This is a genomic window from Anaerostipes rhamnosivorans (genome assembly GCF_005280655.1).
Lineage (GTDB): Bacteria > Bacillota > Clostridia > Lachnospirales > Lachnospiraceae > Anaerostipes > Anaerostipes rhamnosivorans.
Genome location: NZ_CP040058.1, coordinates 1,730,966 through 1,754,159 on the forward strand (window position 1 = coordinate 1,730,966; position 23,194 = coordinate 1,754,159).

The window sequence follows — 23,194 nt, forward strand, 5'->3', positions numbered from 1 at the left end:
CGCAGAAAAATAGAGGACGGTGGTAATAAATGAAACGTATTTTCTTTGTCGAAGATGATTTAGGTTTAATCAGTGGTTTATCTTTTGCCATGAAAAAGCAGGGATATGAAATAGACATTGCCCGCACGAGCCTTGAGGCGAAAAAATTATGGAGGGACGCAGAGTATGATTTGGTGATCCTGGATGTGTCGCTTCCAGACGGTTCCGGCTATGATTTGTGCCGGGAAATCCGCAAAACTTCAAAAGTGCCGATTATGTTTCTTACTGCAGCTGATGAAGAAACAGACATTATCATGGGGCTGGATCTGGGCGGCGATGATTACATAACAAAGCCCTTTAAGCTGGCAGTCTTTTTATCAAGAGTCAATGCCCTTCTCCGCAGAAGTGATAATTTTAATCAGGAAGATACCGAATTAAAATCCAATGGAATTAAGGTACAGCTGTTAAAACAGGAAGTTTCTAAAAATGAGGAACTGCTTGATCTTACCGCCAATGAATATAAGCTGCTGTGTCTATTTATGGAAAATCCTGATATTGTCCTTTCGCCGGAACAGATCTTAAGCAGGCTGTGGGACTGTGATGAAAATTATATTGACAGCAATACGCTTACTGTATATATCCGCAGGCTGCGCACAAAAATTGAGGACGATCCAGGAAAACCGGATAAGATCGTGACAGTGCGGCGCATGGGATATAAGTGGAATACGGTTGATCGGGGTGGAAAATGAAGATACTGGTAAACAGGAAAACAAAATCGTTATTTTGCCGGGTACTGTTGCTTTTAACAGTACTTACCCTGCTTTCGGCTGCGCTTGCAGGCTTGAAACTTAAAAATGCCGCAGTCTGTATTGGGATATGTTGCCTGTGTATGAGTGTTTTGATTCTGCTGTTCCTATACCGGTACTTTAAGGAGCAGAATGAAATTATGGAACATGCTGTCATGCAAATTAAGGATTATATTTCCGGCAATGAAAATGCCCGGATTGAATGTGATGACGAGGGCCAATTGTACAGGCTGTTCCACGAAGTAAACTCCTTAGTTTCCATTCTGAACGCACACGCTGAAAATGAGGAAAAAGCTAAGAAGTTTTTGAAGGACACCATATCGGATATTTCCCATCAATTGAAGACACCTCTTGCCGCCCTTAATATTTATAACGGTATCATGCAGGAAGAAGCGGGGGAACTTTCTACAATCAAAGAGTTTACCGGCCTTTCTGAGCAGGAACTTGACAGAATTGAGACACTGGTACAAAGCCTGTTGAAAATAACAAAACTTGACGCCGGAACTATGGCATTGGAAAAGAAGACAGAAAATCTGTCTGAAATGATGGACAGCATCAAACAGCATTTTACCTATCGCGCAAAACAGGAACAAAAGCTCTTATGCCTTTCCGGGGATGATACAGTTGTGTTATCTTGTGACCGTATCTGGCTGATTGAGGCAATCAGCAATATTGTAAAGAATGCGTTTGACCATACCGTGGCGGGAAATACAATCAGTGTAGAATGGAAACAATTTGCGTCCGTGGTACAAATCGTCATTAAGGATAACGGAAGCGGTATCCACCCGGAAGATCTACACTATATTTTCAAAAGATTTTACCGCAGCCGTTTCTCCAAGGATACACAGGGGATCGGGCTTGGACTGCCGCTTGCAAAATTAATCGCAGAGGCACATAACGGGACGATCGAGGTTGACAGTGAGTTAGGTATCGGTACAGTTTTTACAATCAATTTTTTAATTCCTACAAAATTGTAGGCTTCGTGTCAGCTGACAGTAAGGTTGACATGATACCCTTTCAGTATCAACAGAAGAAAGAGGTGATGATCCTATGAATTTATTGGAAGTAGAATCAATTTCTAAAACCTACGGCAGCGGGGAAGCTGCTGTACACGCATTAAAGGATGCTGCGTTTTCTGTACCAAAAGGCGAGTTTGTGGCGGTTGTCGGCGAATCCGGATCTGGAAAGAGTACACTTTTAAATATGATCGGTGCACTTGATACGCCTACTTCGGGGAAAGTTCTGATTGACGGGAAAGATATTTTTGCAATGGATGACAGACGCTTGACGGTATTTCGCAGGAGGAATATTGGATTTATTTTTCAGAGCTTTAATCTGATACCGGAATTGACCGTTGAGCAAAATATTATATTCCCTGTACTGCTGGACTATCAAAAGCCTGACAAAAGGTATTTAGAAGAGCTGCTTACGGTGCTTAACTTGAGAGAACGCCGCAACCATCTACCAAGCCAGCTATCCGGCGGACAACAGCAGCGTATTGCAATTGGACGTGCATTGATCACCCGCCCGGCCCTTATCCTTGCGGATGAGCCTACAGGTAATCTGGATACACAGAACAGCAGCGAGGTCATTGCGCTTCTAAAGGAAGCGTCAAAGAAGTATGAGCAGACGATCATTATGATCACACATAGCCGGAGCATTGCGCAGACAGCAGACAGAGTGCTGCAGGTGTCAGACGGTGTCCTGACCGACTTTGGGAGGTGTCGTGAATGAAAAGCTATCTAAGCCTTATTCCGATTTCAGCCAAAGTGCATAAACGCCAGAACCGTATGACCCTTCTGTGTATTGTCTTTGCTGTGTTTTTAGTGACGGCTGTTTTCAGCATGGCAGAGATGGGCATCCGGATGGAGCAATTAAGATTATTAGATAAACACAACAATCTTTCGTTTCAAGATATAACAAATAGTGCCATGGGACAATCCATTTTTCTGATTGCCGCGGTATTATTTATCATGATACTGATTGCGGGAGTGCTGATGGTTTCAAGCAGTATCAACAGCAATGTTGCTCAAAGGACAAAGTTTTTTGGAATGATGCGCTGTATCGGAATGAGCAAACGGCAAATTATCCGTTTTGTCAGGCTGGAAGCACTGAATTGGTGTAAAGCTGCGGTTCCGATAGGCCTTGTACTCGGAATTGTTGTCACATGGGGATTGTGTGCTGTTTTACGTTTCTGTGTCGGCGAAGAATTCTCTCATATTCCCCTCTTTGGTTTCAGCGGAATCGGCATAATCGGTGGAATTATCGTAGGTCTTGTTACCGTCCTGCTTGCCGCAAGATCTCCGGCAAAACGGGCAGCAAAAGTATCCCCTGCTACGGCAGCTTCGGGAAATGCAGAGAGTACAAACAACAGCGGCCACGCAGTCAAGCATCATGTTTTCAAGATAGAAACCGCTCTTGGCATTCATCACGCAGTATCGGCAAAGAAAAACTTCATCCTTATGATAGGTTCCTTTGCCCTCAGTATTATTCTTTTTTTGAGTTTTTCGGTGCTGATCGATTTTGTTGACTGTCTTATGCCCCAGTCCTCCAGCACTTCGGACATTGATATATCAAGCCGTGACGGTTCAAATTCAATCAATCCTGAATTGCGAGATAAAATCGGCGGTATGAAGGGTGTGAAATGTGTTTACGGACGTAGAAGCTGCTTTCAGGTTCCTGCAGAATTAAAAGATAAACAGCGTTCAAGAGATGTAGATCTTATTTCTTATGATGATTTTGACTTAGACTGTCTGAAAAAAGACCGTATGCTGAAAAGGGGAAGTGATCTATCCAAAGTATATAAAGACAGCAGATATGTACTTGCTACTTGGGACAAAGACAGTTCTTTACAAATTGGTTCTAAAATCAAAATAGACAATGACGAACTTGAAATAGCAGGTTTGTTGAAGCATGATCCATTTAGCAGTAATGGTCTCACAAATGGCAAAATCACACTTATTACTTCTGGACAAACTTTTTCCCGTCTCACCGGCATAACCGATTACTCACTTATCATGATACAGACGGCAAAAAATATATCAGATAAAGAAGTAAGCGCTATTAATGGCTTGTTGAACAAAAACGAAGTCTTTAAGGACAGACGGGATCAACGCACCACAGGAACATATATAGCATTTGTATCTTGTGTATACGCTTTTTTGTCAATCATTACTCTAGTAACGGTATTGAATATTATCAACAGCATTTCCATGAGTGTATCCGCAAGGATTAAGCAATATGGGGCAATGCGGGCGGTTGGCATGGATGAACACCAGATCATGAAAATGATTGCTGCTGAAGCGTTTACTTATGCAATTTCTGGCTGTATTATCGGCTGTGTTGCCGGTCTTCTGATCAGCAAGTTCTTATATGGCATAATGATTACGTCTCACTTTAGCTATGCCGTCTGGACTGTTCCTGTTGTTCCATTGTTGGTCATTCTGATTTTCGTCTTTGCCGCTGCGGTTGCCGCAGTCTGGGCTCCGGCAAAACGGATCCGGAATATATCGGTAACAGAAACGATCAATGAATTGTAGATAGATTAAGATTTGTTATGAGTTTTTCTTCATTGTTCTCAGTCGGCTCTGGAAAGGCCTCCTCCCAACAATGAAGAAAAACTATCGTAAGATGGCTCCTTTTTGACAGAAGCCCTTCTCCAGCAGACATTACGTCCATTTTCTACATGATTGGAGTGAGGCATTCTAAGAGCCGAACGGAAATCATGTGGAAAATGTCATACTTTAAACGGCGGCTTTGATCTTCAGAGCCGCCGTAGTTTTGCTATACTGTTTTATAAGGGAATACTCAACTGTAGAACAAAGCGGACAAGTCCGCTTCAACTCCCTAAATCCCTCAATCATAAGGGACTTGTTCCGCTTTGCGCGCCAAATGCGATTTGACGTAGTCAAATGATTTCCTATGACATAAGAAAGAAGCAGCAGAAATTAAAAAAATTGATTTCTGCTGCTCCCAGACTTAAAGGAATAAAGAAAATGAGTTGGCGGATGTTACAATCTTAGCATCCTGACTTGTTTGCGAAAGATTCACAATCTGTACATTCTTTTGTTGTCGGGTTTGGTTCATGTGTTCCGACTTTGATGGACTCTAAAGTGCAGTAATCTACATCGCCTGCATGGTAGGCACAGTTGTTGATCGTACATTCAATACATTCGTTTTTTCCGTTTGCTTTCATTGTAAGACTCCTTTCAATTTAAGATACATCATTATTATCTCCCTAATTGTAAAAAGGATGCATCCTTTAATTACCGTTAAATGTCAAAAATTAAATAGATATCAACGTCATGTTACAATTGTTTTAAAGACACCCCCCATGGTTGACACTAAATAAATTGTTCGTTATCCTTATACGTGGCAAGCGAAATATCAGCTCTATCATTCACTAAAAATAAGAACAGGAGAAATATATGGCAAAAATAAAACGAAAATACCTTTATATCATCGGTGCCGTGGCGGTTGTTCTGGCCGCATCACTTGTTGCAGTACATATATATTACAAAGACCGGTGGCATCCGGGAAGCAGCATTAACGGAATAAAGGTATCTGGAATGACATATGAAGAATCACTCAGCCAGATGAAGGATACCGTGAAAGGCTATCAGATTAAGATTAAAGGCAGAGACAACGGAAGCTTTACAGTCACAGGAAAGGATATCGGACTAAAGATAGAGTCTGAAAATTCCATAAAGAAGCTGTACGAAAAACAGCACAAGAAAAGTGTTCTTTTTTCTTTTACGGCTAAGGTTCAGGGGGACCTGAAAGACACAATCGTATATTCACAAAAGAAGCTGGAGCGCCTGGCCAAGAAATCGGTACTTGTCACCGGAAGTGACAGCTATAAGCTGGTCAAACCGGAGGACGCAACCATTGTATATTCCGAAAAAAAGAAATACGGAGTTATAAAAGAAGAGATTGAAGGAAATATTTTAGACCAGGATAAGTTTTTAAAGCAATTATCGGAAGCCGTAAAAAACTTGACCCCGGAGATGGATCTTACGGATCAAAAGACATATCCTGAAGTCTATAAGGAGCCGGGTCTTAGAAAAGAGGACGCAAAACTTACTGAGATGCAGGAGAAATACAATCAATATCTGCTGCACTGGATCACATGGGATATGGGCAATAACACAACGGAGACGATGTCTCCTGAAGTTCTGAAGGACTGTATTAAGATCAACACGAAGAAACGTACAGTCAAGCTGGATAAAACTGCAGTATCAGACTGGGTGGAAAAGTTCTGCCTGAAATATAAGACCGTGGGAATTAAGAGAACCTTTAAGACACACTCAGGAAAGAAAATAAAAGTTGAAGGCGGAGATTACGGCTGGAGGATCGACTATGACAAAGAGATCAGCCGGGTCCTGAAGCTTTTAAAAAAAGCGGCGGAGGATGACCAGATCAGTGCCTACGAAAAGGATCCGTCAAAGAAAAATCAGGAAGCGATGACTTCCAAACTGGAACCGATCTATTTTAACAAGGCATATAGGAAGGATTATAAGAATCCACAGAATGACTGGGACCAAAAAAACTACAGCGAAGTGGATCTGTCCGCCCAGGAAGTATTTGTCTATAAGAACGGCAAGAGAGTATTTTCTGCCAACTGTATCACAGGAAAGCCGACGGCTGACAGAATTACGAGAACAGGGACTTACTATGTAAAAGAAAAGCGGCTGACAAAGACATTGGTCGGTGCAGATTACAGCGTTGATACAAAGTATTGGGTCAGGATCATGTGGACAGGAACCGGTTACCACTGGAGTAAGCGAAGTGACTGGGGACAGTGGTCTCCAAGCAGATATAAAGTGGCCGGCTCTCATGGCTGCGTCAATCTTCAGCTCTCAGACGCGGCAGCGATTTATAAGCTGGTGGAAAGCGGTGATCCGGTGTTTATCCATTATTAAACAGTTTTTAATATTTGACACCCATAAGGAATAAACCTTGAGGCGGGGCAGTGACGCCGGCATCTTTCCGTTCTTTTGACTGAAAGACTTCCAGAACCGATTCTGGTTTACGGGATCCAGCGCCGGCCTCCGCCAGCGTCCCGGTTAGAATACGGACCATGTTGTACAAGAAGCCATTGCCTGTGAAGGTGATGCGGATCTCCTTTGAATTCTTTTCGATCTCCACAGAGGACAATGTCCGCACGGTGGATTTCTTTGTCTTTTTAATGGAGGAGAAACCGAGGAAGTCGTGGGTGCCGACGCATAAGGAGGCTGCCTGTTCCATCCGTCCGATATCCAGGGTCTCGGGAATATGCCACAAGTATTTTCTTTCAAATACATGTGATGTGCCCGGAATGGCAATGCGGTATTGATATGTCTTTTCTTTGGCATTCAACCGGCTGTGAAACCGTTCGGAAACTTCATCGGCTGAAAGAATTCCGATGTCAGAAGGCAGGTATCTTATAAGATATTCCTGGATATCCCGGCATGACAGCTCGGAATCTGTATGGAAATTTGCCACCTGTCCATAAGCGTGGACTCCTGCATCCGTGCGGCCGGAACCTATCACCTGAATGGGTTCCCCTGTCATTTTTTCTAACACTGATTCCAGTTTTTCTTGGATGGTATTGGAGCCGGAACTCTTTCCAAGCTTCTGCCAGCCTTGGTAGCGGGTGCCGTCGTATTCTATGTTTAAGCGGATATTGCGTCTCATGATGGTTTCGAACTCCTTTTGTGCTCATTTTTGGCTGCTGATGAAGTTATTATAGTGGAAGAAAAAAAGAAATACAAATCATATTTCTTTTTTTAGTGCCAAAATATGATACAATAATCTAAACATGAAGATCAAGGAGGCATAAAATGAAGCGCCGGACACCGGACTATTATCATAGATTTGAATGTATCGGCTCTGCCTGCAGGGATAACTGCTGCGTGGGGTGGGAGATTGACATAGATGACGAGGCATATGGTGACTACTGCAGTGTCCAGGGAGCATTTGGCCAGCGCCTGATGGAATATATTGATCATAGACGTCCTTATCATTTCATTATGGAGGGGGACAGATGCCCTTTTTTGAACACCAGGAATCTGTGCGATATTTATATGAATCTGGGTAAAGACCGGCTGTGCCAGATCTGCACAGATCATCCCAGGTTCTATGAGACTTATGGAGACAGGCTGGAAGCGGGGCTCGGACTTGTCTGTGAGGAGGCAGCCCGACTGATCTTAAACAACAAAGATAAGCTTCTCTTTATAGACGAAGGAGAAGGGCAGGAGGAGGCAGAGGATCCATGGCTTCAGATGCTTAATCAGGTCAGGGAGCAAGTGATTTTGCTGCTCCAGGAAAGGAAACGTCCGCTGTGGGAACGGCTGGCACTGGTATTGTCCCAGGCAATGATCCTTCAGGAAGATTATAGTAGACAGGATAAGAAGTCTATGTCAGCGCATATACATAGACAGTGGACGGTGGAAAGACCTCATGAAGATCCGGCTGATGTTAAGGGATGGTTTTTGGACTGTATTGAGTTTTTACAAAGTCTTGAACTTCTCACAGACCAATGGGAAAAGATATTAGATCTGGCATATGATAAAGTTCGGGAAGAAAATATTGTTTTTTCGGATCCAGATCCAATATTTTATGAGCAGCTGATGATTTATTTTGTATACCGGTATTTCCTGAGATCCGTGTATGACTTCCAGCTGCTGGACAAAATAAGGTTTGCAATTTTTAGCTGTCTGGCCGTCCGGGTGCTGGAGACGGCAGTTTCAGATCAGGAAAATATACCTCCAAAGGAGATTGCAAGGCTGTATTCCAAGGAGATTGAGTATTCGGAGGAGAACATGGAAGCTCTTAATGAAGAATTTTTGTTTTCCGAGATGTTTGAGAAGCAGAAGCTTCTGAACGCTGTGTCCATCGTATTTTAACCGTAAAGCTTTCAGTATCATGAACAGAGGTAATTTATGAATGATTTAAAAAGATATTTGGGGTTTCCGGCAGATCTTTCTTACCGGGCCCAGATTGAACAAAATCTTACAAGGCATACTTATAAAATGCATACGGTTTTTCAGCTGGTTATTTTGGCATGCCAGATTTTGATGCTTTTCTCCATTTCAACTCTCCCGGGCGGACCGTTTGTGAAGCCGAGAAGGACCGCTTATTTCTGCATGTATATGGTCCTGGTTCTGTGTACCCTTCTGAGCCTTTTGACCAAAGCTCTGCTGAAAGAAAAGATCATGGAACGTTACGGGTTATTTAGCAGGATGGAGCTTGCATATATCATTCTGATCTGTTTCTGGGGAACTGCGGTGACCTTAAACGATCAGCTCGGGGGCAATGGGCTCAATGTTTTTATCTATATGAGTCTTCTGGCAGCTGCGGTGGGTTTGATGAAACCGTGGCAGAGTCTTCTTCTGTTCGGAGGTAATTTTCTGCTCCTGAATGTACTTCTCCCCTATTTTCCTGATCCGTATGGAGCTGACCAGAGTTTTAACAACATGACAAACAGCTTTTTTATCTCGGTTCTCTGTATTGTGATTTCGGTCACCTTCTATCGGAACCGAGTGATGTCGGAATATGACAGTATCATCATAAAAGAGCAGTATGATAAGATCGTTGATATTAACAAGAAGCTGAACCAGCAGGTGATACGGGATCACCTGACAGGTCTTTATAACCGCAATTATCTGGATACGGTGTTGGAAAAGCAGTTTCAGAATGTGCGCAGTGAGCGGGGGAATATTGCTTGTTTGATGATCGATATCGACTATTTCAAACAGTATAATGACAAGTTCGGGCATATGTCCGGGGATCAGTGCCTCAGGGCATTTGCGGGCTTCCTTGAACAAGAGATGCAGGACAGGATGGGGAGTCTGGTCCGCTACGGCGGCGAGGAGTTTTTGCTGTTTTTGTTTGACCAGGATGCCGATGATGCCATTGACTTAGCGGAGCACATGCGCAGTTCTGTAGAGGCTGGTGACTACCTCTGTGCCGGTGCTGATGACAGGCACATCACCATCAGCATAGGCCTTTATCGAGAATGTCCTGCGGGAGAGACTTCCTTGGATCAATTTATTGTAAAAGCCGATAATGCGCTCTATGAAGCCAAACGCCAGGGCAGGAACTGTATCAGGCAGATATGAGGATCGTGCTCAGCATACATAGACAAGGTCAGCTTCCGGGAGACGCAGCCTTACATAGTCTGTGAGGATTGGTTCCGCTTCCAGGCGCAGGTCTTTTTTATAGCGGTATTTGCCGCGGCCGCCGCCGGACATGTTCTGCTTGTCATAGAGGTCCGGAGCATCCGGGAATGCTTCTTTGTTAATGGCATTCTGAACATAACTGTAAGTCATGAAGATCATTTCGATCGTCATGGCTTTTTTTGTTTTTTTCGTCAGAGTGTCAGCCAGCTGGTCGATCAGGTCCAGATACTGCTTTTCCCAGCCGTCACTGAGGATGATGGGGGCGATCAGAATTCCCACGGGATACCCGGCTTCACACATGGCATTGACCGCTTCGATCCTCTGGTTGAGCGGAGAGGTGCCCAGTTCGATGGTGTCGATGATCTCTTGGGGATTAACACTCATTCGGAAGATAGTCTTACCTTGATGAGGGAGATCGAGCAGAGGTTTGACGGAAGCAAACTTTGTCGGGAACGTAATGCGGCCTCTTCCTTCCCTGGCGAAGGTTGGTATGACCCATTTAAGGTTTTCTGTGATCATATTTTCTAAGACAAGATCACTATTGGAGCCGATCTCAAAGGTCTGTGGCTTTTCACTCTTCTTAGATGACCGGATCAGCCGGTCCATCATCTGTTCCCTGTTTACAAACAGCCTTAGATATGCACATTTATTATAATTACATACTAAATAGCAGTACAGGCACATGGCGGTACATCCGGAAGAGGTGAATGGAACCAGGTAATCAGAAATTTTTTGGTTTTCTACATAGCGGTGTGTTTTTCTCGTTCCAATGATCAGGTATCGTTTCATTTTCGTGAAATCGCTGTTCGGTCTTTTTGTCATTTCTTCGATCCGGTTGTGATTATCAATCTCATGCCAGGGTAGATCTGCAAAATCTTGTTTTAATTTTTGACCGAGAGGATAATCAAGGATTCCCGGCTCATAGTATACAGCAGTAAAAAGTTTCATAAGCAGCACTCCTTTTTAAATTTATGGTTAGTATTTCAGATAATAAGAATATTTATGAGTTTTTGTCTGATTTCTGGAAAGGATTTCATTGGAAATGCTAGAAAATTCTCTAGTTAAAACAGTTTTATTGTGTTATAATAAATGCAAACATATTTGTTTGCATGTAAAATGATGGGAGTTTTAATTTGGACGAATATTCAGCGTTGATGATACATATAAAAAAAAGAATGAGGTATGAGAGGACAGAGGAGCAGAATCTGCAAGTTTATCTGACAAAGGTGGCAGAACAACTAAACAGTCTTTTTATCGACAGTCTGGTATTTCCGGTCATTTTCGGAAGGCATGATGAGCTCCAGGGACTGTTTTCGTCTTCCCTGTCAGCGGCCTCTTATTTCCGTCTGTTTGAGATCATGTGCTATCCGGTCTCCATCACTGGAGGCATCGGCATCGGTGAGTGGACCGTGAGGATGGAGCAGGGTACATCGGCCCAGCAGCAGGGATCTGCCTATGACCGGGCAGAAGATGCGGTTAAGGCGGCAAAAAAGAGAAAAACCCAGCGGCTCAGGATTCATTCCTCCAAGGAAGACGGTATGACAAACTATCTTCTGAACGTTTCCATGGATATGCTGAGTGAGCAGAACTCGATCCAGAACCGCCTGCAGCTGATTGCGGAGATTCTATACCCATTCGTGGAGAACAGAACATGGATCCGGTTTGAAAACCATGGTCTGAAGCTGCTTACGTTAAAGGAGAATTTTGAACCTGCAAAGCAGATGGTGGACAAGATCGCAAAAGTACCAGAGCAGACGATCTCATGGAAAAAGAACGTATACGTTCAGGAACCGATTTTTATCACAGGGGAGAAAAAGGAAGGGGAAGAAGCGGTAATCCTTAAAAATGTGTCCAGCAACATCGCGGTGATCGCAAAAAAAAGCCGCCAGAATGTTGAGACGATCATGAAACGGGGGAAGATATTTACCATCCGGATCATGGACTATATGGCACTGCAGTATTTAAAACGATATTATTAAAAAGGGAGATAAAAAGAAAAACATGGAAAATAAAGAAAAAAGATTTGCAATGCTGATCGACGCCGACAACATATCGGCAAAGTATATCAAGCCGATCCTGGATGAGCTTTCCCAGTATGGCAACATTACATATAAAAGGATCTATGGTGACTGGACCAGTACTCTGCATGCCAGCTGGAAGGAAGAACTGCTGGCCAACTCCATCACACCGATTCAGCAGTTTTCTTACACACAGGGCAAGAATGCCACGGATTCTGCCATGATCATCGATGCTATGGATATTTTGTATACCAACCGTGTGGACGGGTTCTGTATCGTTTCCAGCGACAGCGATTTTACAAGGCTCGCCAGCAGGATCAGAGAGACAGGACTCACCGTCGTAGGTATGGGAGAAGGGAAGACACCGCCGGCATTCCGTAAGGCGTGCGATGTCTTCACCAATTTGGAACTATTGATTGAAGACAAGGAAGAAAAGGAGAACAAGCCAATCAGCCGGCAGCATATTGAGGCGGCGATCCATTCCATCATCACCGACAATCAGAACAGTGACAAGGAGACCACACTTGGTGAGATCGGCACGAGACTGCTCAAGAGATATCCTGATTTTGATGTGAGAAGTTACGGCTACAGCCTGCTCTCAAAGTTTCTGGAAGAGTTTGATCATTTCCGCCTGATCAAAGAGGGCAATATCGTGACAGTTTCCCTCAGAGAAGATATTGACATGAAGGAACAGCTGGATCATTATGTGACAGCGCTCACGAAGAATGCTGGTAAGAAGGGCATGGATCTCTCCGACCTCGCCAACAGAGTCTATGCGGAGTTTGGCAATTTCAAGGTCCAGGACTTCGGATACAACCGGTTCAGCTCTTATGTGAGAAGCATACCAGGCATGCAGCTGGATATTAAAAATAATAAAACAAAAGTTACTTTTACAAAATAATCAGATAGTTACTGCAGAAAAATTTTTATTCAAAATACGGAAGTAGACCAACATACTAACCAAACGAGGTATTTTAACAATGAGAATTTTTTTATGGGAAATAAGGGAAGAACAGGGTTACAGCTTGAGAAACCTCGAAAAATATACGGGCATCAGCCATATGCATATCTATGACATTGAACGAGGCCTGGTCAGTCCGACGCTGGAGGAGATTGAGAAGCTTGCAGGCGTCATGCGGATCAGTCCATACCGCCTGTTTGATTTCCGGCCGGGTATTCAGGTGAATCAGGCAAATTAAAAGGACTGCTGCAAAGACACGGGATTCTGTATGTTATGACAGAATCTTTGGTCTTGCAGCAGTCCTTTGTCAAACGAATATGAGGATAATTGGTATTAGAGATCCTTTCCACAGCGGCCATAAAAGGTCAACAGATAAAGTCCGCAGATGCCGACGATATCATAGACGATCCTAGAAAGCATCGTCATGCTGCCAAAGAGAAAAGCTACTAAATCAAACCGGAAGAAGCCAATCAGGCCCCAGTTGATCGCACCTATAATTGTAATTGTCAGTGCTATATAATCTAATGTTTTACTTCCCATAGCAACCTCCTTTTCTATTTATAATCTCTCCAATTTTTGAAAAAATATGCATGACGCAGATTTAATTTCCGCCGGGACCATCTTTTCTCGGACGTTGGGACTCAGGAAGCGGCTCCACAATATGCGGACGCTCTCGTTTTGTTTTTTCTGGATCCTGCTGTTTATGCTGTCTGTGACAGTTTGATTCTTGCATTGAGATCACTCCTTTCTTTTTATTTGTTTTAGTATGTTTGCAAAAACACGGAACTATACAGTATAATAAAGACAGGAACTTAAGGCAGCAAATAGAATTAGAATAGGAGGTGTTTTTTTTGACAGGCAAACGAAGCAGCAACTGCGAATCTTGTGTCAACTACGTGTACGATGATCTTTATGGCTCTTATGTGTGCGATGTGAATTTAGATGAAGACGAACTGATACGTTTTATGACATATTCTAATTTTAACTGTCCATATTTTCAATATAATGATGAATACAAAATCGTCAGAAAACAGATGTGATACAAACTATCAGCAGAGACAGGAAGACAGATAAGAGATCATGAAACAGAGTAATTTGCAAAAAAGGCGAATCATTTCCTGGGCATTGGTTATTGTAATGATGACAGTGATTTTTATGTTTTCAGCGAAGACAGCCAATGATTCAGAGCAGATGAGCATGGGAGTCACTCGATTGGTGACAAAACTAATGGGGATTACCCAGGCTGAGGCCGGAACAATCGGCAGCAGTCTGTACGATATGCTCTCTGTCATAGATCATTACGTCAGAAAGACAGCACATTTTATGGAGTATGCGCTTCTTGCAGTGTTGGTATTCAGGGCGCTGAAGATTGACGTATACCAGAAGATACATCTTTTTTTTACTGCCTGGGTCATATGCATTATCTATGCAGCAACAGATGAACTTCATCAATATTTTGTCCCGGGAAGAAGCTGTCAGATCAGGGATGTTATGATTGACAGCGCAGGAGCATTGACCGGCATTTGTATTTGTATGCTGGCCGGTACGGTGTTCAGACGGATCAAAAAGAGAAACGCAGCGTGCCAATAAAACACACCCCAAATGTAAGATTAAAATCTTACATTTGGGGTGCTGTTTTGTCTTACATTCTAATAACTATCTTCCAGTCACAAGGTTGATCAGATCAGAACCTGTCTGCTTGGAATCTTTCGGGAAATATAAAGTAACGGTTTCTTTTCCGCTCTTTATATTTTGTTTCGTCAGAGTAAAGGTCTTTGATTTCATGTCAGAAGACGGTTTCATCTTCTTAAAGCCTTTCTCCACGTTCTGTACTAACAGCTTCTGTGCATCTTCCTTTGTCTCAATATGCTGAGGCTTCAGTGCATCCACTGTTTTTTTCTTGGCATCCTTAAATACGGACAGATAGTCAATGTACTGTGCTTTCACAGTGACGGATGCTTCCTTATCCTCCTGCTTGTCTACGCTCACTTCATATTTGAGATCGGATAAAGCCTGGGATAGAGAATCGTAGATGTTCTCTGCATCCTTTGTAGATAAGGTGATGCCTGCGGACTTGAAATTATCCTTCAGGGAAGAAATCGTGGATTTCTTATACACATCCAATGTGTCGTTTACCTCGGCTGAGTCAATTCCTAAGCCTGTCATTCCATCAGCTTTGTGGCGGACGATCAGCTGGTAATAGGCGTCCATGGATTTATCTGCATCCGGGGCTTCTTTTTTTCCGCATCCGGCAAGAAGAGTCATAGCAAAGACTGTAACCATAACCAGAGCTGTCAATTTTGTTATTTTCTTCATAATTCATTTCCCCAATCCTATAATGATATGATAAATACTTGTTCTATTATAATAGTTTCGACGAAGGGTGTCAATGAATGACGAATAGAATCGAAAGTTTGTTTTTCCGACGGTTGTGTGATAGAATACTTTAGAAAATCCTTGAGGTAATGGGAGGAGAATAGAAAACATGAGTAATCAAAACTACGACGCAAACAGCATTTCCGTGCTGGAAGGGCTGGAGGCAGTCCGCAAACGGCCGGGAATGTATATAGGAAGCGTTTCAACAAAAGGATTGAATCATCTGATATATGAAATCGTTGACAACTCCGTGGACGAGTTTCTCGCCGGGCACTGTGATCAGATCACCGTCACGTTAAAGGATGACGGGACAGCGGTGATCGAAGACAACGGGCGCGGGATCCCTGTGGGCATCAATGAGCATACCGGGATCTCAGCTGTGGAAATGGTATTTACCATGCTCCACGCCGGAGGAAAGTTTGGAGACGGAGGCTATAAGATCTCAGGAGGACTCCACGGAGTCGGCGCGTCTGTAGTCAATGCCCTGTCCACCTGGCTGTGTGTCACGGTAAAACAGGACGGAAAGATCTACCAGGAGCAGTTTGAGCGGGGAAAGGTTACAGAGCCGCTGAAAGTCATCGGAAGCTGCAAAAAATCTGAAACAGGCACAAAGGTTCAGTTTCATCCGGATCCTGAAATATTTGACAAGACCTATTTTAAAGCTGCCATGATTCGGAACCGTCTGCATGAGACCACATACTTAAATTCAGAATTAAAGATCACATATGTCAATGAACGGGCAGGAGAACAGACAATGGTCGAATACCATGAGCCGGAAGGAATCTGTGCCTATGTGAAGAAGCTGAATGAAGGAAAGCACGTGCTGCATGATCCTGTCTACTATAAAAGAGAGATCGGCGGGATTGAGGCGGAGATCGCTTTTCAGTATACGGAAGATTTCGGAGAGAATATTCTCGGATTCTGCAATAATATTTATACCACGGAGGGCGGAACCCACATCACAGGGTTTAAGTCCAAGTTCACGGCGGTGATGAACCAATATGCGAGAGAGCTTGGCATATTAAAAGATAAGGATGCAAACTTTACTGGAGCAGATGTGAGAAACGGGATGACAGCAATCATATCCGTAAAGCATCCAGAGCCAAGATTTGAGGGTCAGACAAAGACCAAACTGGACAACCCCGATGCCAATAAAGTGGTCAGCGAAATTACCGGCGAAGAGACGGTATTATTTTTTGACAAAAACTTAGACACGCTGAAAAAGGTCCTGGCCTGTGCGGAAAAGTCAGCAAAGATCCGCAAAGCGGAGGAGAAAGCCAAAACTAACCTGCTTGTGAGGCAGAAACTTTCCATAGACAGTAATGGCAAGCTTTCCAACTGTGAGAGCCGTAGGCCAGAGGAGTGTGAGATCTTTATCGTAGAGGGAGACTCCGCAGGGGGATCTGCAAAAACTGCCAGAAACCGGCGTACCCAGGCCATTCTTCCCATCAGGGGAAAGATTCTTAACGTAGAAAAGGCAACCATGGACAAGGTCCTCGCCAATGCGGAGATCAAAACGATGATCAATACATTTGGCTGCGGATTCTCAGAAGGCTACGGCAATGATTTTGATATTGAAAAGCTGCGCTATCAAAAGATCGTGATCATGACAGATGCGGATGTGGACGGTGCCCATATCGCTACACTTCTGCTGACCTTTTTTTATCGGTTTATGCCGGAGCTGATCACCCACGGACATGTTTATCTGGCAACACCTCCGCTGTACAAAGCGATTCCTAAAAAGGGAAAGGAGACGTATCTGTTTGATGACACGGCTCTGGAAAGATATAAGGCTTCCCACAAGGGATCCTTCACTCTCCAGCGCTACAAAGGTCTCGGAGAGATGGATGCAAGCCAGCTCTGGGAGACGACGTTAGATCCAGAAACAAGGACCTTAAAGCAGATCGAGATCGAAGATGCCAGAATGGCCTCCGATGTGACTTCCATGCTTATGGGCAGCGAAGTGCCGCCGAGGAGAAAGTTTATTTATGATAATGCAAGTGATGCGATGTTGGATATATAGAAAGGAAAAAAGATGGCGGAACATATTATAAGGGCAGAGTTTTCTGAGGTCATGCAGAAGTCATATATTGACTATGCCATGAGCGTAATCTGTGCGCGGGCTCTCCCTGATATCAGAGACGGGTTAAAGCCAGTGCAGCGCCGTGTCCTGTATGCCATGGACGAGCTGAATTTAAGATACGACAGGCCCCACAGAAAGTCTGCGAGAATTGTCGGTGATACCATGGGTAAGTACCATCCTCACGGAGACAGTTCCATCTATGAGTCACTGGTGGTGATGGAACAGGATTTCAAAAAAGGAATGCCTTTGGTAGACGGACATGGAAACTTTGGTTCGATTGAAGGCGATGGGGCTGCGGCCATGCGTTATACGGAGGCTAGGCTGAAAAAATTTACCCAGGAGGTATACCTGGCAGATCTGGACAAAAATGTGGTGGATTTTACAGCCAACTTTGATGAGACGGAAAAGGAACCGGAGGTACTCCCGGTAAGAGTGCCCAATCTGCTGATCAATGGCGCAGAGGGGATCGCCGTCGGTATGACCACCAGCATTCCTCCCCACAATCTTGGGGAAGTGGTGGATGCTATGACCGCATATTTGGATGATGAATCGGTGGACAATGATCAACTCCTGACCTATATCCAGGGACCTGATTTCCCTACCGGAGGTTTGGTAGTAAACAAAAAGGATCTAAGGAATATTTATTCCCAGGGCTGCGGAAAGCTGAAGCTGCGAGGAAAGGTTGTCTTTGAGCCAGGAAAGAAGCGGGGAGAAAAGGACAAGCTGGTCATCACGGAAATACCCTATACGATGATCGGAGCCAATATCGGTAAGTTCCTTTCTGATATTGTAGGTCTCATTGAATCAAAGAAAACGACAGATATTGCGGATATCTCCAATGAATCGTCCAAAGAAGGGATCCGCATCGTGTTGGAGCTGAAAAAGGGCACCGATGTGGAGCGCCTGAAAAATCTGCTTTATAAAAAGACCAAGCTGGAGGATACGTTCGGCGTGAATATGCTTGCCATTGTGGACGGCAGGCCGGAGACACTAAGCCTCCGGGATATCATTGCGCATCATACGGACTTCCACTATGGTCTTGTGAAACGGAAATATAAGACTCTTCTGAACAAACTTTACGACCAGCGTGAAGTCAAGGAGGGATTGATCAAAGCCTGTGACATGATCGATCTGATCATTGAGATTCTAAGAGGCAGTAAAAACCTGAAAGAGGCAAAAGCCTGCCTGACAAAGGGAGAAGTGGGCAATATCCGCTTTAAATCCTCAGAGTCTATGATCGAAGCCTGCAAGCTGTCTTTCACAGAAAAACAGGCGGAAGCAATTCTGGATTTAAGGCTTGGAAAATTAATCGGGCTGGAGATCCTGGCGCTGCGGGAAGAATACGATGAGATTGTGTCCAAAATCGCGGAATATGAGGATATTTTAAATAATCCAGATTCTATGCGGAATGTGATGAAAAAAGATCTGGCTGCTATAAAGAAGGAATACCAGAAAAAACGAAAAACTGCCATTGAGGACGGAGCAGAGGCTGTCTACGAGGAAGAGCCGGTGAAAGAGGAGCAGGTTTACTTTGTCATGGACCGTTTTGGTTATGCTAAGACATTGGATAAGGCAGTTTACCAGAGAAACCAGGAAAATTTACCGAAGGATTATAAATATATTGTTCCGTGCATGAATACAGACAAGATCTGTATTTTTACAGACACCGGTGTTTTACATCAGATCAAGGTACTGGATATACCGGCAGGGAAATATAAGGATAAAGGAACCCCGATCGACAATCTGGGCAATTACGACAGCGCGGATGAAGCCATCATCGCTGTGCTGGCTGCCCAGGATATGATCCATGCCAGTCTTTTATTTGCAACAGAACAGGGAATGTTAAAGATCGTTTCCGGAAGTGAGTTCCAGGTGACAAAGAGGACGGTATCCGCAACAAAACTGTCAGACGGGGATGCCCTGCTCTCAGTGAAACCTCTGAAAACCGAAGGTGGAACGGCGGCTTTGGATATGGTAATATTAGAGACAAAAGAGGGGATCTTTCTGAGATTTTCTCTGGAGGAGGTTCCTGAAAAGAAAAAGGGTGCCGTGGGCGTAAGAGGGATCAAGCTTTCCAAGGATGATATTCTGCTTCACATTTATCTCATGGAATCTGACGATATTACATCCATAGATTATAAGGGCAAGCGGCTGGATTTTAATAAGTTAAAACTTGCAAGACGGGATACAAAAGGCTCCAAGATCCGGCGCTGAGAACAAAAAGGAGAGAGAACATGACGATTGATCTTGTAATTCCAACCTATAAGCCAGGGAAAAAGCTGGAGGAATCCCTCCGGCGCCTGTCTCTGCAGACGGTCACATTTGATACTATTTATCTGATTAACACGGAGGAGGAATTCTTCACAAAACATCTGAACGATGCATACCCCAACGTGGTTGTGAAGCATATTAAGAAAGAAGAGTTTGACCACGGTGGTACAAGGAATTATGGTGCCTCGCTGTCAGATGCGGACATCATAGCATTTATGACAGATGACGCTGTGCCGAGAGATAAATACCTGACAAAACATCTGCTGGAAGCGTTTGAAGACCCGGACGTGGGAGCCGCATACGGACGACAGCTGGCAGATCCGAAGGACAATTATCTGGAGTACTATACAAGGACGTTCAATTATCCCGCCGAAAGTTCTAAAAAGACAAAGGCAGATTTACCGAGGCTTGGGATCAAGACATTTTTCTGCTCCAATGTCTGCAGCGCATATCGTAAAAAGGACTATGACGAGATGGGCGGTTTCATAAAGAAGACGATCTTTAACGAGGATATGATCATGGCCTCTAAATTGATTGAAGCGGGCAGAACCATTGCCTATGAGGCAGACGCCGCCGTATGGCACTGGCACAATTACCGCTGTTTTGACCAACTGCACAGAAACTTTGACCTGGCAGTCTCACAGGTTTCCTACGGAGGCATGTTTCTAGAAGTGTCATCGGAATCAGAGGGCATGAAGATGGTGCTCAACACATTAAAGCATTTACTGTTTACAGGGAGATTCTTAAAGATCCCTAAATTCATGGCAGACACTGTCTGCAAATATATTGGATACAAACTGGGAAGAAATTATAAAAAGCTCCCGAAAAGCCTGATCCTGAAACTGACCATGAACCGCTCTTATTGGGATTCGTATGAAAAGATTTAGATTTTCTTAATATTTCTAGCTTTTTTTTCTGTTACAATAGATAAAATTACAGACATACGTTTGGAGGATAAGGAATTGGGAAAGAAATTTAAAATTATTACGGCTGTTTTCCTTGTAATTGCTCTGTCAATCGGAGGAGTTTTAGGATACTATGATGCGAAGCTGGAGGCTTCGGTGACACCAAAGGGAAATTTGAGCAAAGTAGATGTGGGAGACGACGTTAAATTTGATAAAGATGTAGTTAATATTCTTTTGGTGGGTTCTGACCGCAGGTCAGATGAAACAGAGTCAGGCCGGTCCGACTCTTCTATGATTGCCACGATCAATATGAAGACAAAAGAATTAAAGCTGACCTCTCTGATGCGGGATATGTATGTGGATATTCCCGGCCACGGAAGAGATAAATTGAATTCAGCATATTCTTACGGCGGTGTGGATCTGCTTTACAAAACAATCGCCCAGAATTTTGATATTAAGATTGATAAATACTGTGTCGTAGACTTTTCTACCTTTGAGAAGGTAATCAATGAGGTTGGAGGCATCGAGATCAACCTGGAGGAGAAAGAAGCTAATTATCTTAATACGACCAACTATATTTCCAAAAAGAAGTACCGCAACGTAAAAGCGGGAAAACAGACGCTGAACGGAAATCAGGCCCTCGGCTATTCCAGAGTGCGTTATGTATCAAACAGCAGATACGGCGACGGGGAATTCGGAAGGACCGGCCGTCAGAGGGCTGTTCTGGAAGCCACATATAAGAAGATCATCAAACAGAATCCAATGAAGATCCTGGATATCGGCTTCAGCGCTTTGGATGATGTCTCTACTGACATGAATGCCAGCTACATCAAAGGTCTGGTCATGTCTGTGGTCCAGTTCGGAGTGCCGAAGGTTCAGCAGATGAGAATCCCGATCGAGGGAACCTATATGCAGGGCAGAGCCCAGAACCGGATGTTCGTTTTCTTTATCAACTTTGATGCCAATAAGGCGGCCATGGAGCATTTTATTTTCAGCAAAGGAAAGGATCAGGATTTTGCCACGAAATACGGCGGATATCAAAATGTAGAGACCTATGGGTATTCAGCAAAACCGGATTCTGAGGATGCGGTGGACAGTTCCCCTGGAAGTTATAAAAGATAACTTTTTACTGTTACATAAAGTCGATTTAGCATAGATATTGTAAAAACTTCAGTTTTAATTAAGAAACTGCCTATTGTTTTCTGATATAATGTGCTATAATTGGAGACTAATATATGCCTTATGGCGCAGATCGTGCCGTCCGGAGGACATAAAGCACGGGATGCACTGCGGGCATACAAATTCAGGAGGATTAGCATGACGCTGAAGACATATAAAATCATTTTGAGCATATTTTTAGTAATATCCGTCGCGGCCGGAGGAGTTCTTGGATATTATGATGCCCGGCTGGAAGCCGCCATTAACAAAAATGGAGATCTGGGCAATGTGGACGTTGGAAACGTCAAGTTTGATAAAGATGTTGTGAACATTCTGCTGGTAGGCTCAGACAGGCGTTCCGACGAGGAAGCCGCCGGACGGTCTGACTCCTCTATGATCGCAACGATCAATTTCAAGACTAAGGAGTTAAAACTGACCTCAATCATGAGGGATATCTATGTGGAGATCCCGGGACACGGTAAAGATAAGCTGAATTCAGCATATGCATACGGTGGTGTGGAACTCCTATATAAGACCATTGCCAAAAACTTTGGGATTAAGATTGACAAATACTGTGTCGTAGACTTTGATACCTTCGAAAAGGTGATCAATGAAGTGGGCGGCATCGAGATCGATCTGGAAGAAAAAGAGGCAAAGTATCTGAATACGACCAACTACATTTCCAAAAAGAAATACCGCACTGTAAAAGCCGGGAAACAGACGTTAAATGGAAACCAGGCTCTTGGATATTCCAGGATCCGGTATGTAGTATCCAAGAAGTACGGAGATGGTGACTTTGGCCGTACCGGGCGCCAGAGAGCTGTCCTGGAAGCTACTTTTAATAAGGTGAAAGGCCAGAGCCTGACAAAGATTCTGGATATCGCGTTGAAGGTGCTGGGTGATGTCTCCACAGATATGGATGCTGATTATATGAAGAGCCTTGCGGCGTCTGTGATCAAAATGGGCACCACGGATATTGATCAGATGAGGATACCGATCGAGGGCTCCTATAAGATGGGAAGAGCACAGCACAATATGTTTGTCTTCTTTATTAACTTTAATGCCAACAAAGCGGCGATGAATTACTTTATTTTCGGTGACGGCAAGGTCGGTGACGGATCAGATGAGGCCTTTGCCAAGGAATACGGCGGAACCGGAGGTGTGGAGACATTTGGATATTCAGGGGTATCTGACACTTCTTCAAACACCAGCACCTCGTCGGGAAGTTCCGGGAATACTGGGTCCTATAATTCCGGCGGTTCCACAAGGAGCAGTTATTCCACATCATCCACCAGCAGCACAAGAAGGCCGGCTTCCACATCTACCTCAAAGCCGTCCACATCTGCGACCCATGCGACTACGGCGCAGTCCACCCAGGCGACTCATGCCACAACTGCTGCGAAACCGGATAATACAGGTCAGGAAAACGCAGAAGAATAGATTTTAAGTGATTTCTTGACACTGATTATTAGAATT

23 protein-coding genes are annotated in these 23,194 nt (G+C 43.9%); 17 read left to right on the top strand and 6 right to left on the bottom strand.

Annotated features, from left to right (window positions below; translation table 11 throughout):
- The first annotated feature begins 29 nt into the window (after nt 1–29).
- The 4 genes from AR1Y2_RS08565 to AR1Y2_RS08580 all read left to right on the top strand — a co-directional run bounded on the left by AR1Y2_RS08565 (nt 30) and on the right by AR1Y2_RS08580 (nt 4,324).
- Nucleotides 30–728, top strand: a complete 699-nt coding sequence (locus tag AR1Y2_RS08565) for a response regulator transcription factor (RefSeq protein WP_137328584.1) — start codon at nt 30–32, stop codon at nt 726–728.
- Nucleotides 725–1,762: a sensor histidine kinase gene (locus AR1Y2_RS08570; protein WP_137328585.1), complete on the top strand. Its 1,038-nt coding sequence runs from the start codon at nt 725–727 to the stop codon at nt 1,760–1,762. The genes AR1Y2_RS08565 and AR1Y2_RS08570 overlap by 4 nt, the downstream gene beginning before the upstream one ends.
- Before the next feature lie 73 nt (nt 1,763–1,835).
- Nucleotides 1,836–2,519, top strand: coding sequence for an ABC transporter ATP-binding protein (locus AR1Y2_RS08575; RefSeq protein ID WP_137328586.1), 684 nt, complete (start codon nt 1,836–1,838; stop codon nt 2,517–2,519).
- Nucleotides 2,516–4,324, top strand: coding sequence for an ABC transporter permease (locus tag AR1Y2_RS08580; RefSeq protein ID WP_137328587.1), 1,809 nt, complete (start codon nt 2,516–2,518; stop codon nt 4,322–4,324). The genes AR1Y2_RS08575 and AR1Y2_RS08580 overlap by 4 nt, the downstream gene beginning before the upstream one ends.
- 479 nt (nt 4,325–4,803) lie before the next feature.
- Here AR1Y2_RS08580 and AR1Y2_RS08585 read toward each other — a convergent pair whose 3' ends face one another.
- Complete coding sequence (locus AR1Y2_RS08585) at nt 4,804–4,980, bottom strand: DUF1540 domain-containing protein (protein ID WP_137328588.1); 177 nt, start codon at nt 4,978–4,980, stop codon at nt 4,804–4,806.
- A gap of 232 nt (nt 4,981–5,212) precedes the next feature.
- Here AR1Y2_RS08585 and AR1Y2_RS08590 point away from each other — a divergent pair, with 232 nt between their 5' ends.
- Nucleotides 5,213–6,706, top strand: coding sequence for a L,D-transpeptidase (locus AR1Y2_RS08590; protein WP_137328589.1), 1,494 nt, complete (start codon nt 5,213–5,215; stop codon nt 6,704–6,706).
- Between the two features lie 7 nt (nt 6,707–6,713).
- On the opposite strand, the gene truA is transcribed toward AR1Y2_RS08590, so the two are convergent.
- Nucleotides 6,714–7,460, bottom strand: coding sequence for a tRNA pseudouridine(38-40) synthase TruA (gene truA / locus AR1Y2_RS08595; RefSeq protein ID WP_175403621.1), 747 nt, complete (start codon nt 7,458–7,460; stop codon nt 6,714–6,716).
- Between the two features lie 146 nt (nt 7,461–7,606).
- On the opposite strand from truA, the gene fliB reads away from it, so the two are divergent.
- The gene (gene fliB / locus AR1Y2_RS08600; protein WP_137328591.1) at nt 7,607–8,671 is read left to right on the top strand and encodes a flagellin lysine-N-methylase; all 1,065 of its coding nucleotides are present in this window, start codon (nt 7,607–7,609) and stop codon (nt 8,669–8,671) included.
- 36 nt (nt 8,672–8,707) lie between these two features.
- Nucleotides 8,708–9,886: a GGDEF domain-containing protein gene (locus AR1Y2_RS08605; protein ID WP_137328592.1), complete on the top strand. Its 1,179-nt coding sequence runs from the start codon at nt 8,708–8,710 to the stop codon at nt 9,884–9,886.
- Between the two features lie 9 nt (nt 9,887–9,895).
- Here the strand turns inward: AR1Y2_RS08605 and AR1Y2_RS08610 are convergent, their stop codons facing one another.
- Entirely contained in the window at nt 9,896–10,894 is a 999-nt protein-coding gene (locus AR1Y2_RS08610; protein ID WP_137328593.1) for an SPL family radical SAM protein, read from the bottom strand.
- A gap of 185 nt (nt 10,895–11,079) precedes the next feature.
- Between AR1Y2_RS08610 and AR1Y2_RS08615 the strand changes: the two genes are divergently transcribed.
- The 3 genes from AR1Y2_RS08615 (at nt 11,080) to AR1Y2_RS08625 (ending at nt 13,163) form a co-directional block, all read left to right on the top strand.
- Complete coding sequence (locus tag AR1Y2_RS08615) at nt 11,080–11,925, top strand: hypothetical protein (RefSeq protein WP_243118893.1); 846 nt, start codon at nt 11,080–11,082, stop codon at nt 11,923–11,925.
- A gap of 22 nt (nt 11,926–11,947) precedes the next feature.
- Entirely contained in the window at nt 11,948–12,865 is a 918-nt protein-coding gene (locus tag AR1Y2_RS08620) for an NYN domain-containing protein (RefSeq protein WP_137328594.1), read from the top strand.
- 79 nt (nt 12,866–12,944) lie between these two features.
- Nucleotides 12,945–13,163, top strand: a complete 219-nt coding sequence (locus AR1Y2_RS08625) for a helix-turn-helix domain-containing protein (RefSeq protein WP_137328595.1) — start codon at nt 12,945–12,947, stop codon at nt 13,161–13,163.
- Between the two features lie 95 nt (nt 13,164–13,258).
- Here AR1Y2_RS08625 and AR1Y2_RS08630 read toward each other — a convergent pair whose 3' ends face one another.
- Nucleotides 13,259–13,465 (bottom strand): DUF378 domain-containing protein, encoded by a 207-nt coding sequence (locus tag AR1Y2_RS08630; protein ID WP_137328596.1) that lies wholly within the window; start codon nt 13,463–13,465, stop codon nt 13,259–13,261.
- Nucleotides 13,466–13,526: 61 nt separating this feature from the next.
- Nucleotides 13,527–13,658, bottom strand: a complete 132-nt coding sequence (locus tag AR1Y2_RS18170) for a hypothetical protein (protein WP_282432144.1) — start codon at nt 13,656–13,658, stop codon at nt 13,527–13,529.
- A gap of 118 nt (nt 13,659–13,776) precedes the next feature.
- On the opposite strand from AR1Y2_RS18170, the gene AR1Y2_RS08635 reads away from it, so the two are divergent.
- Nucleotides 13,777–13,965, top strand: a complete 189-nt coding sequence (locus AR1Y2_RS08635; protein ID WP_137328597.1) for a DUF6472 family protein — start codon at nt 13,777–13,779, stop codon at nt 13,963–13,965.
- Between the two features lie 40 nt (nt 13,966–14,005).
- Nucleotides 14,006–14,515: a VanZ family protein gene (locus tag AR1Y2_RS08640; protein ID WP_137328598.1), complete on the top strand. Its 510-nt coding sequence runs from the start codon at nt 14,006–14,008 to the stop codon at nt 14,513–14,515.
- Between the two features lie 66 nt (nt 14,516–14,581).
- On the opposite strand, the gene AR1Y2_RS08645 is transcribed toward AR1Y2_RS08640, so the two are convergent.
- A complete protein-coding gene (locus tag AR1Y2_RS08645) occupies nt 14,582–15,241 on the bottom strand; it encodes a hypothetical protein (protein WP_137328599.1) in 660 nt (219 codons plus the stop codon).
- A gap of 169 nt (nt 15,242–15,410) precedes the next feature.
- Here AR1Y2_RS08645 and AR1Y2_RS08650 point away from each other — a divergent pair, with 169 nt between their 5' ends.
- The 5 genes from AR1Y2_RS08650 (at nt 15,411) to AR1Y2_RS08670 (ending at nt 23,158) form a co-directional block, all read left to right on the top strand.
- A complete protein-coding gene (locus AR1Y2_RS08650; protein WP_137328600.1) occupies nt 15,411–17,324 on the top strand; it encodes a DNA gyrase/topoisomerase IV subunit B in 1,914 nt (637 codons plus the stop codon).
- Between the two features lie 12 nt (nt 17,325–17,336).
- Nucleotides 17,337–19,598 carry a DNA gyrase/topoisomerase IV subunit A gene (locus AR1Y2_RS08655; protein ID WP_137328601.1) on the top strand — a complete coding sequence of 754 codons (2,262 nt, stop codon included), beginning with the start codon at nt 17,337–17,339 and terminating at the stop codon, nt 19,596–19,598.
- 20 nt (nt 19,599–19,618) lie between these two features.
- Nucleotides 19,619–20,542, top strand: coding sequence for a glycosyltransferase (locus tag AR1Y2_RS08660; protein WP_137328602.1), 924 nt, complete (start codon nt 19,619–19,621; stop codon nt 20,540–20,542).
- Nucleotides 20,543–20,617: 75 nt separating this feature from the next.
- Nucleotides 20,618–21,682, top strand: a complete 1,065-nt coding sequence (locus AR1Y2_RS08665; protein WP_243118894.1) for an LCP family protein — start codon at nt 20,618–20,620, stop codon at nt 21,680–21,682.
- Between the two features lie 195 nt (nt 21,683–21,877).
- Nucleotides 21,878–23,158 (top strand): LCP family protein, encoded by a 1,281-nt coding sequence (locus tag AR1Y2_RS08670; protein WP_137328604.1) that lies wholly within the window; start codon nt 21,878–21,880, stop codon nt 23,156–23,158.
- Nucleotides 23,159–23,194: the final 36 nt, after the last annotated feature.

What these genes read in the sequence shown, in the direction of transcription:
- AR1Y2_RS08590 (WP_137328589.1), top strand. Translation starts at nt 5,213, where the DNA reads ATGGCAAAAATAAAACGAAAATACCTTTATATCATCGGTGCCGTGGCG.
- AR1Y2_RS08580 (WP_137328587.1), top strand. Translation starts at nt 2,516, where the DNA reads ATGAAAAGCTATCTAAGCCTTATTCCGATTTCAGCCAAAGTGCATAAA.
- AR1Y2_RS08640 (WP_137328598.1), top strand. Translation starts at nt 14,006, where the DNA reads ATGAAACAGAGTAATTTGCAAAAAAGGCGAATCATTTCCTGGGCATTG.
- AR1Y2_RS08565 (WP_137328584.1), top strand. Translation starts at nt 30, where the DNA reads ATGAAACGTATTTTCTTTGTCGAAGATGATTTAGGTTTAATCAGTGGT.
- AR1Y2_RS08655 (WP_137328601.1), top strand. Translation starts at nt 17,337, where the DNA reads ATGGCGGAACATATTATAAGGGCAGAGTTTTCTGAGGTCATGCAGAAG.
- AR1Y2_RS08575 (WP_137328586.1), top strand. Translation starts at nt 1,836, where the DNA reads ATGAATTTATTGGAAGTAGAATCAATTTCTAAAACCTACGGCAGCGGG.
- AR1Y2_RS08660 (WP_137328602.1), top strand. Translation starts at nt 19,619, where the DNA reads ATGACGATTGATCTTGTAATTCCAACCTATAAGCCAGGGAAAAAGCTG.
- fliB (WP_137328591.1), top strand. Translation starts at nt 7,607, where the DNA reads ATGAAGCGCCGGACACCGGACTATTATCATAGATTTGAATGTATCGGC.
- AR1Y2_RS18170 (WP_282432144.1), bottom strand. Translation starts at nt 13,658, where the DNA reads ATGCAAGAATCAAACTGTCACAGACAGCATAAACAGCAGGATCCAGAA.
- AR1Y2_RS08625 (WP_137328595.1), top strand. Translation starts at nt 12,945, where the DNA reads ATGAGAATTTTTTTATGGGAAATAAGGGAAGAACAGGGTTACAGCTTG.
- AR1Y2_RS08585 (WP_137328588.1), bottom strand. Translation starts at nt 4,980, where the DNA reads ATGAAAGCAAACGGAAAAAACGAATGTATTGAATGTACGATCAACAAC.
- AR1Y2_RS08610 (WP_137328593.1), bottom strand. Translation starts at nt 10,894, where the DNA reads ATGAAACTTTTTACTGCTGTATACTATGAGCCGGGAATCCTTGATTAT.
- AR1Y2_RS08670 (WP_137328604.1), top strand. Translation starts at nt 21,878, where the DNA reads ATGACGCTGAAGACATATAAAATCATTTTGAGCATATTTTTAGTAATA.
- AR1Y2_RS08570 (WP_137328585.1), top strand. Translation starts at nt 725, where the DNA reads ATGAAGATACTGGTAAACAGGAAAACAAAATCGTTATTTTGCCGGGTA.
- AR1Y2_RS08650 (WP_137328600.1), top strand. Translation starts at nt 15,411, where the DNA reads ATGAGTAATCAAAACTACGACGCAAACAGCATTTCCGTGCTGGAAGGG.
- AR1Y2_RS08645 (WP_137328599.1), bottom strand. Translation starts at nt 15,241, where the DNA reads ATGAAGAAAATAACAAAATTGACAGCTCTGGTTATGGTTACAGTCTTT.
- AR1Y2_RS08605 (WP_137328592.1), top strand. Translation starts at nt 8,708, where the DNA reads ATGAATGATTTAAAAAGATATTTGGGGTTTCCGGCAGATCTTTCTTAC.
- truA (WP_175403621.1), bottom strand. Translation starts at nt 7,460, where the DNA reads ATGAGACGCAATATCCGCTTAAACATAGAATACGACGGCACCCGCTAC.
- AR1Y2_RS08620 (WP_137328594.1), top strand. Translation starts at nt 11,948, where the DNA reads ATGGAAAATAAAGAAAAAAGATTTGCAATGCTGATCGACGCCGACAAC.
- AR1Y2_RS08630 (WP_137328596.1), bottom strand. Translation starts at nt 13,465, where the DNA reads ATGGGAAGTAAAACATTAGATTATATAGCACTGACAATTACAATTATA.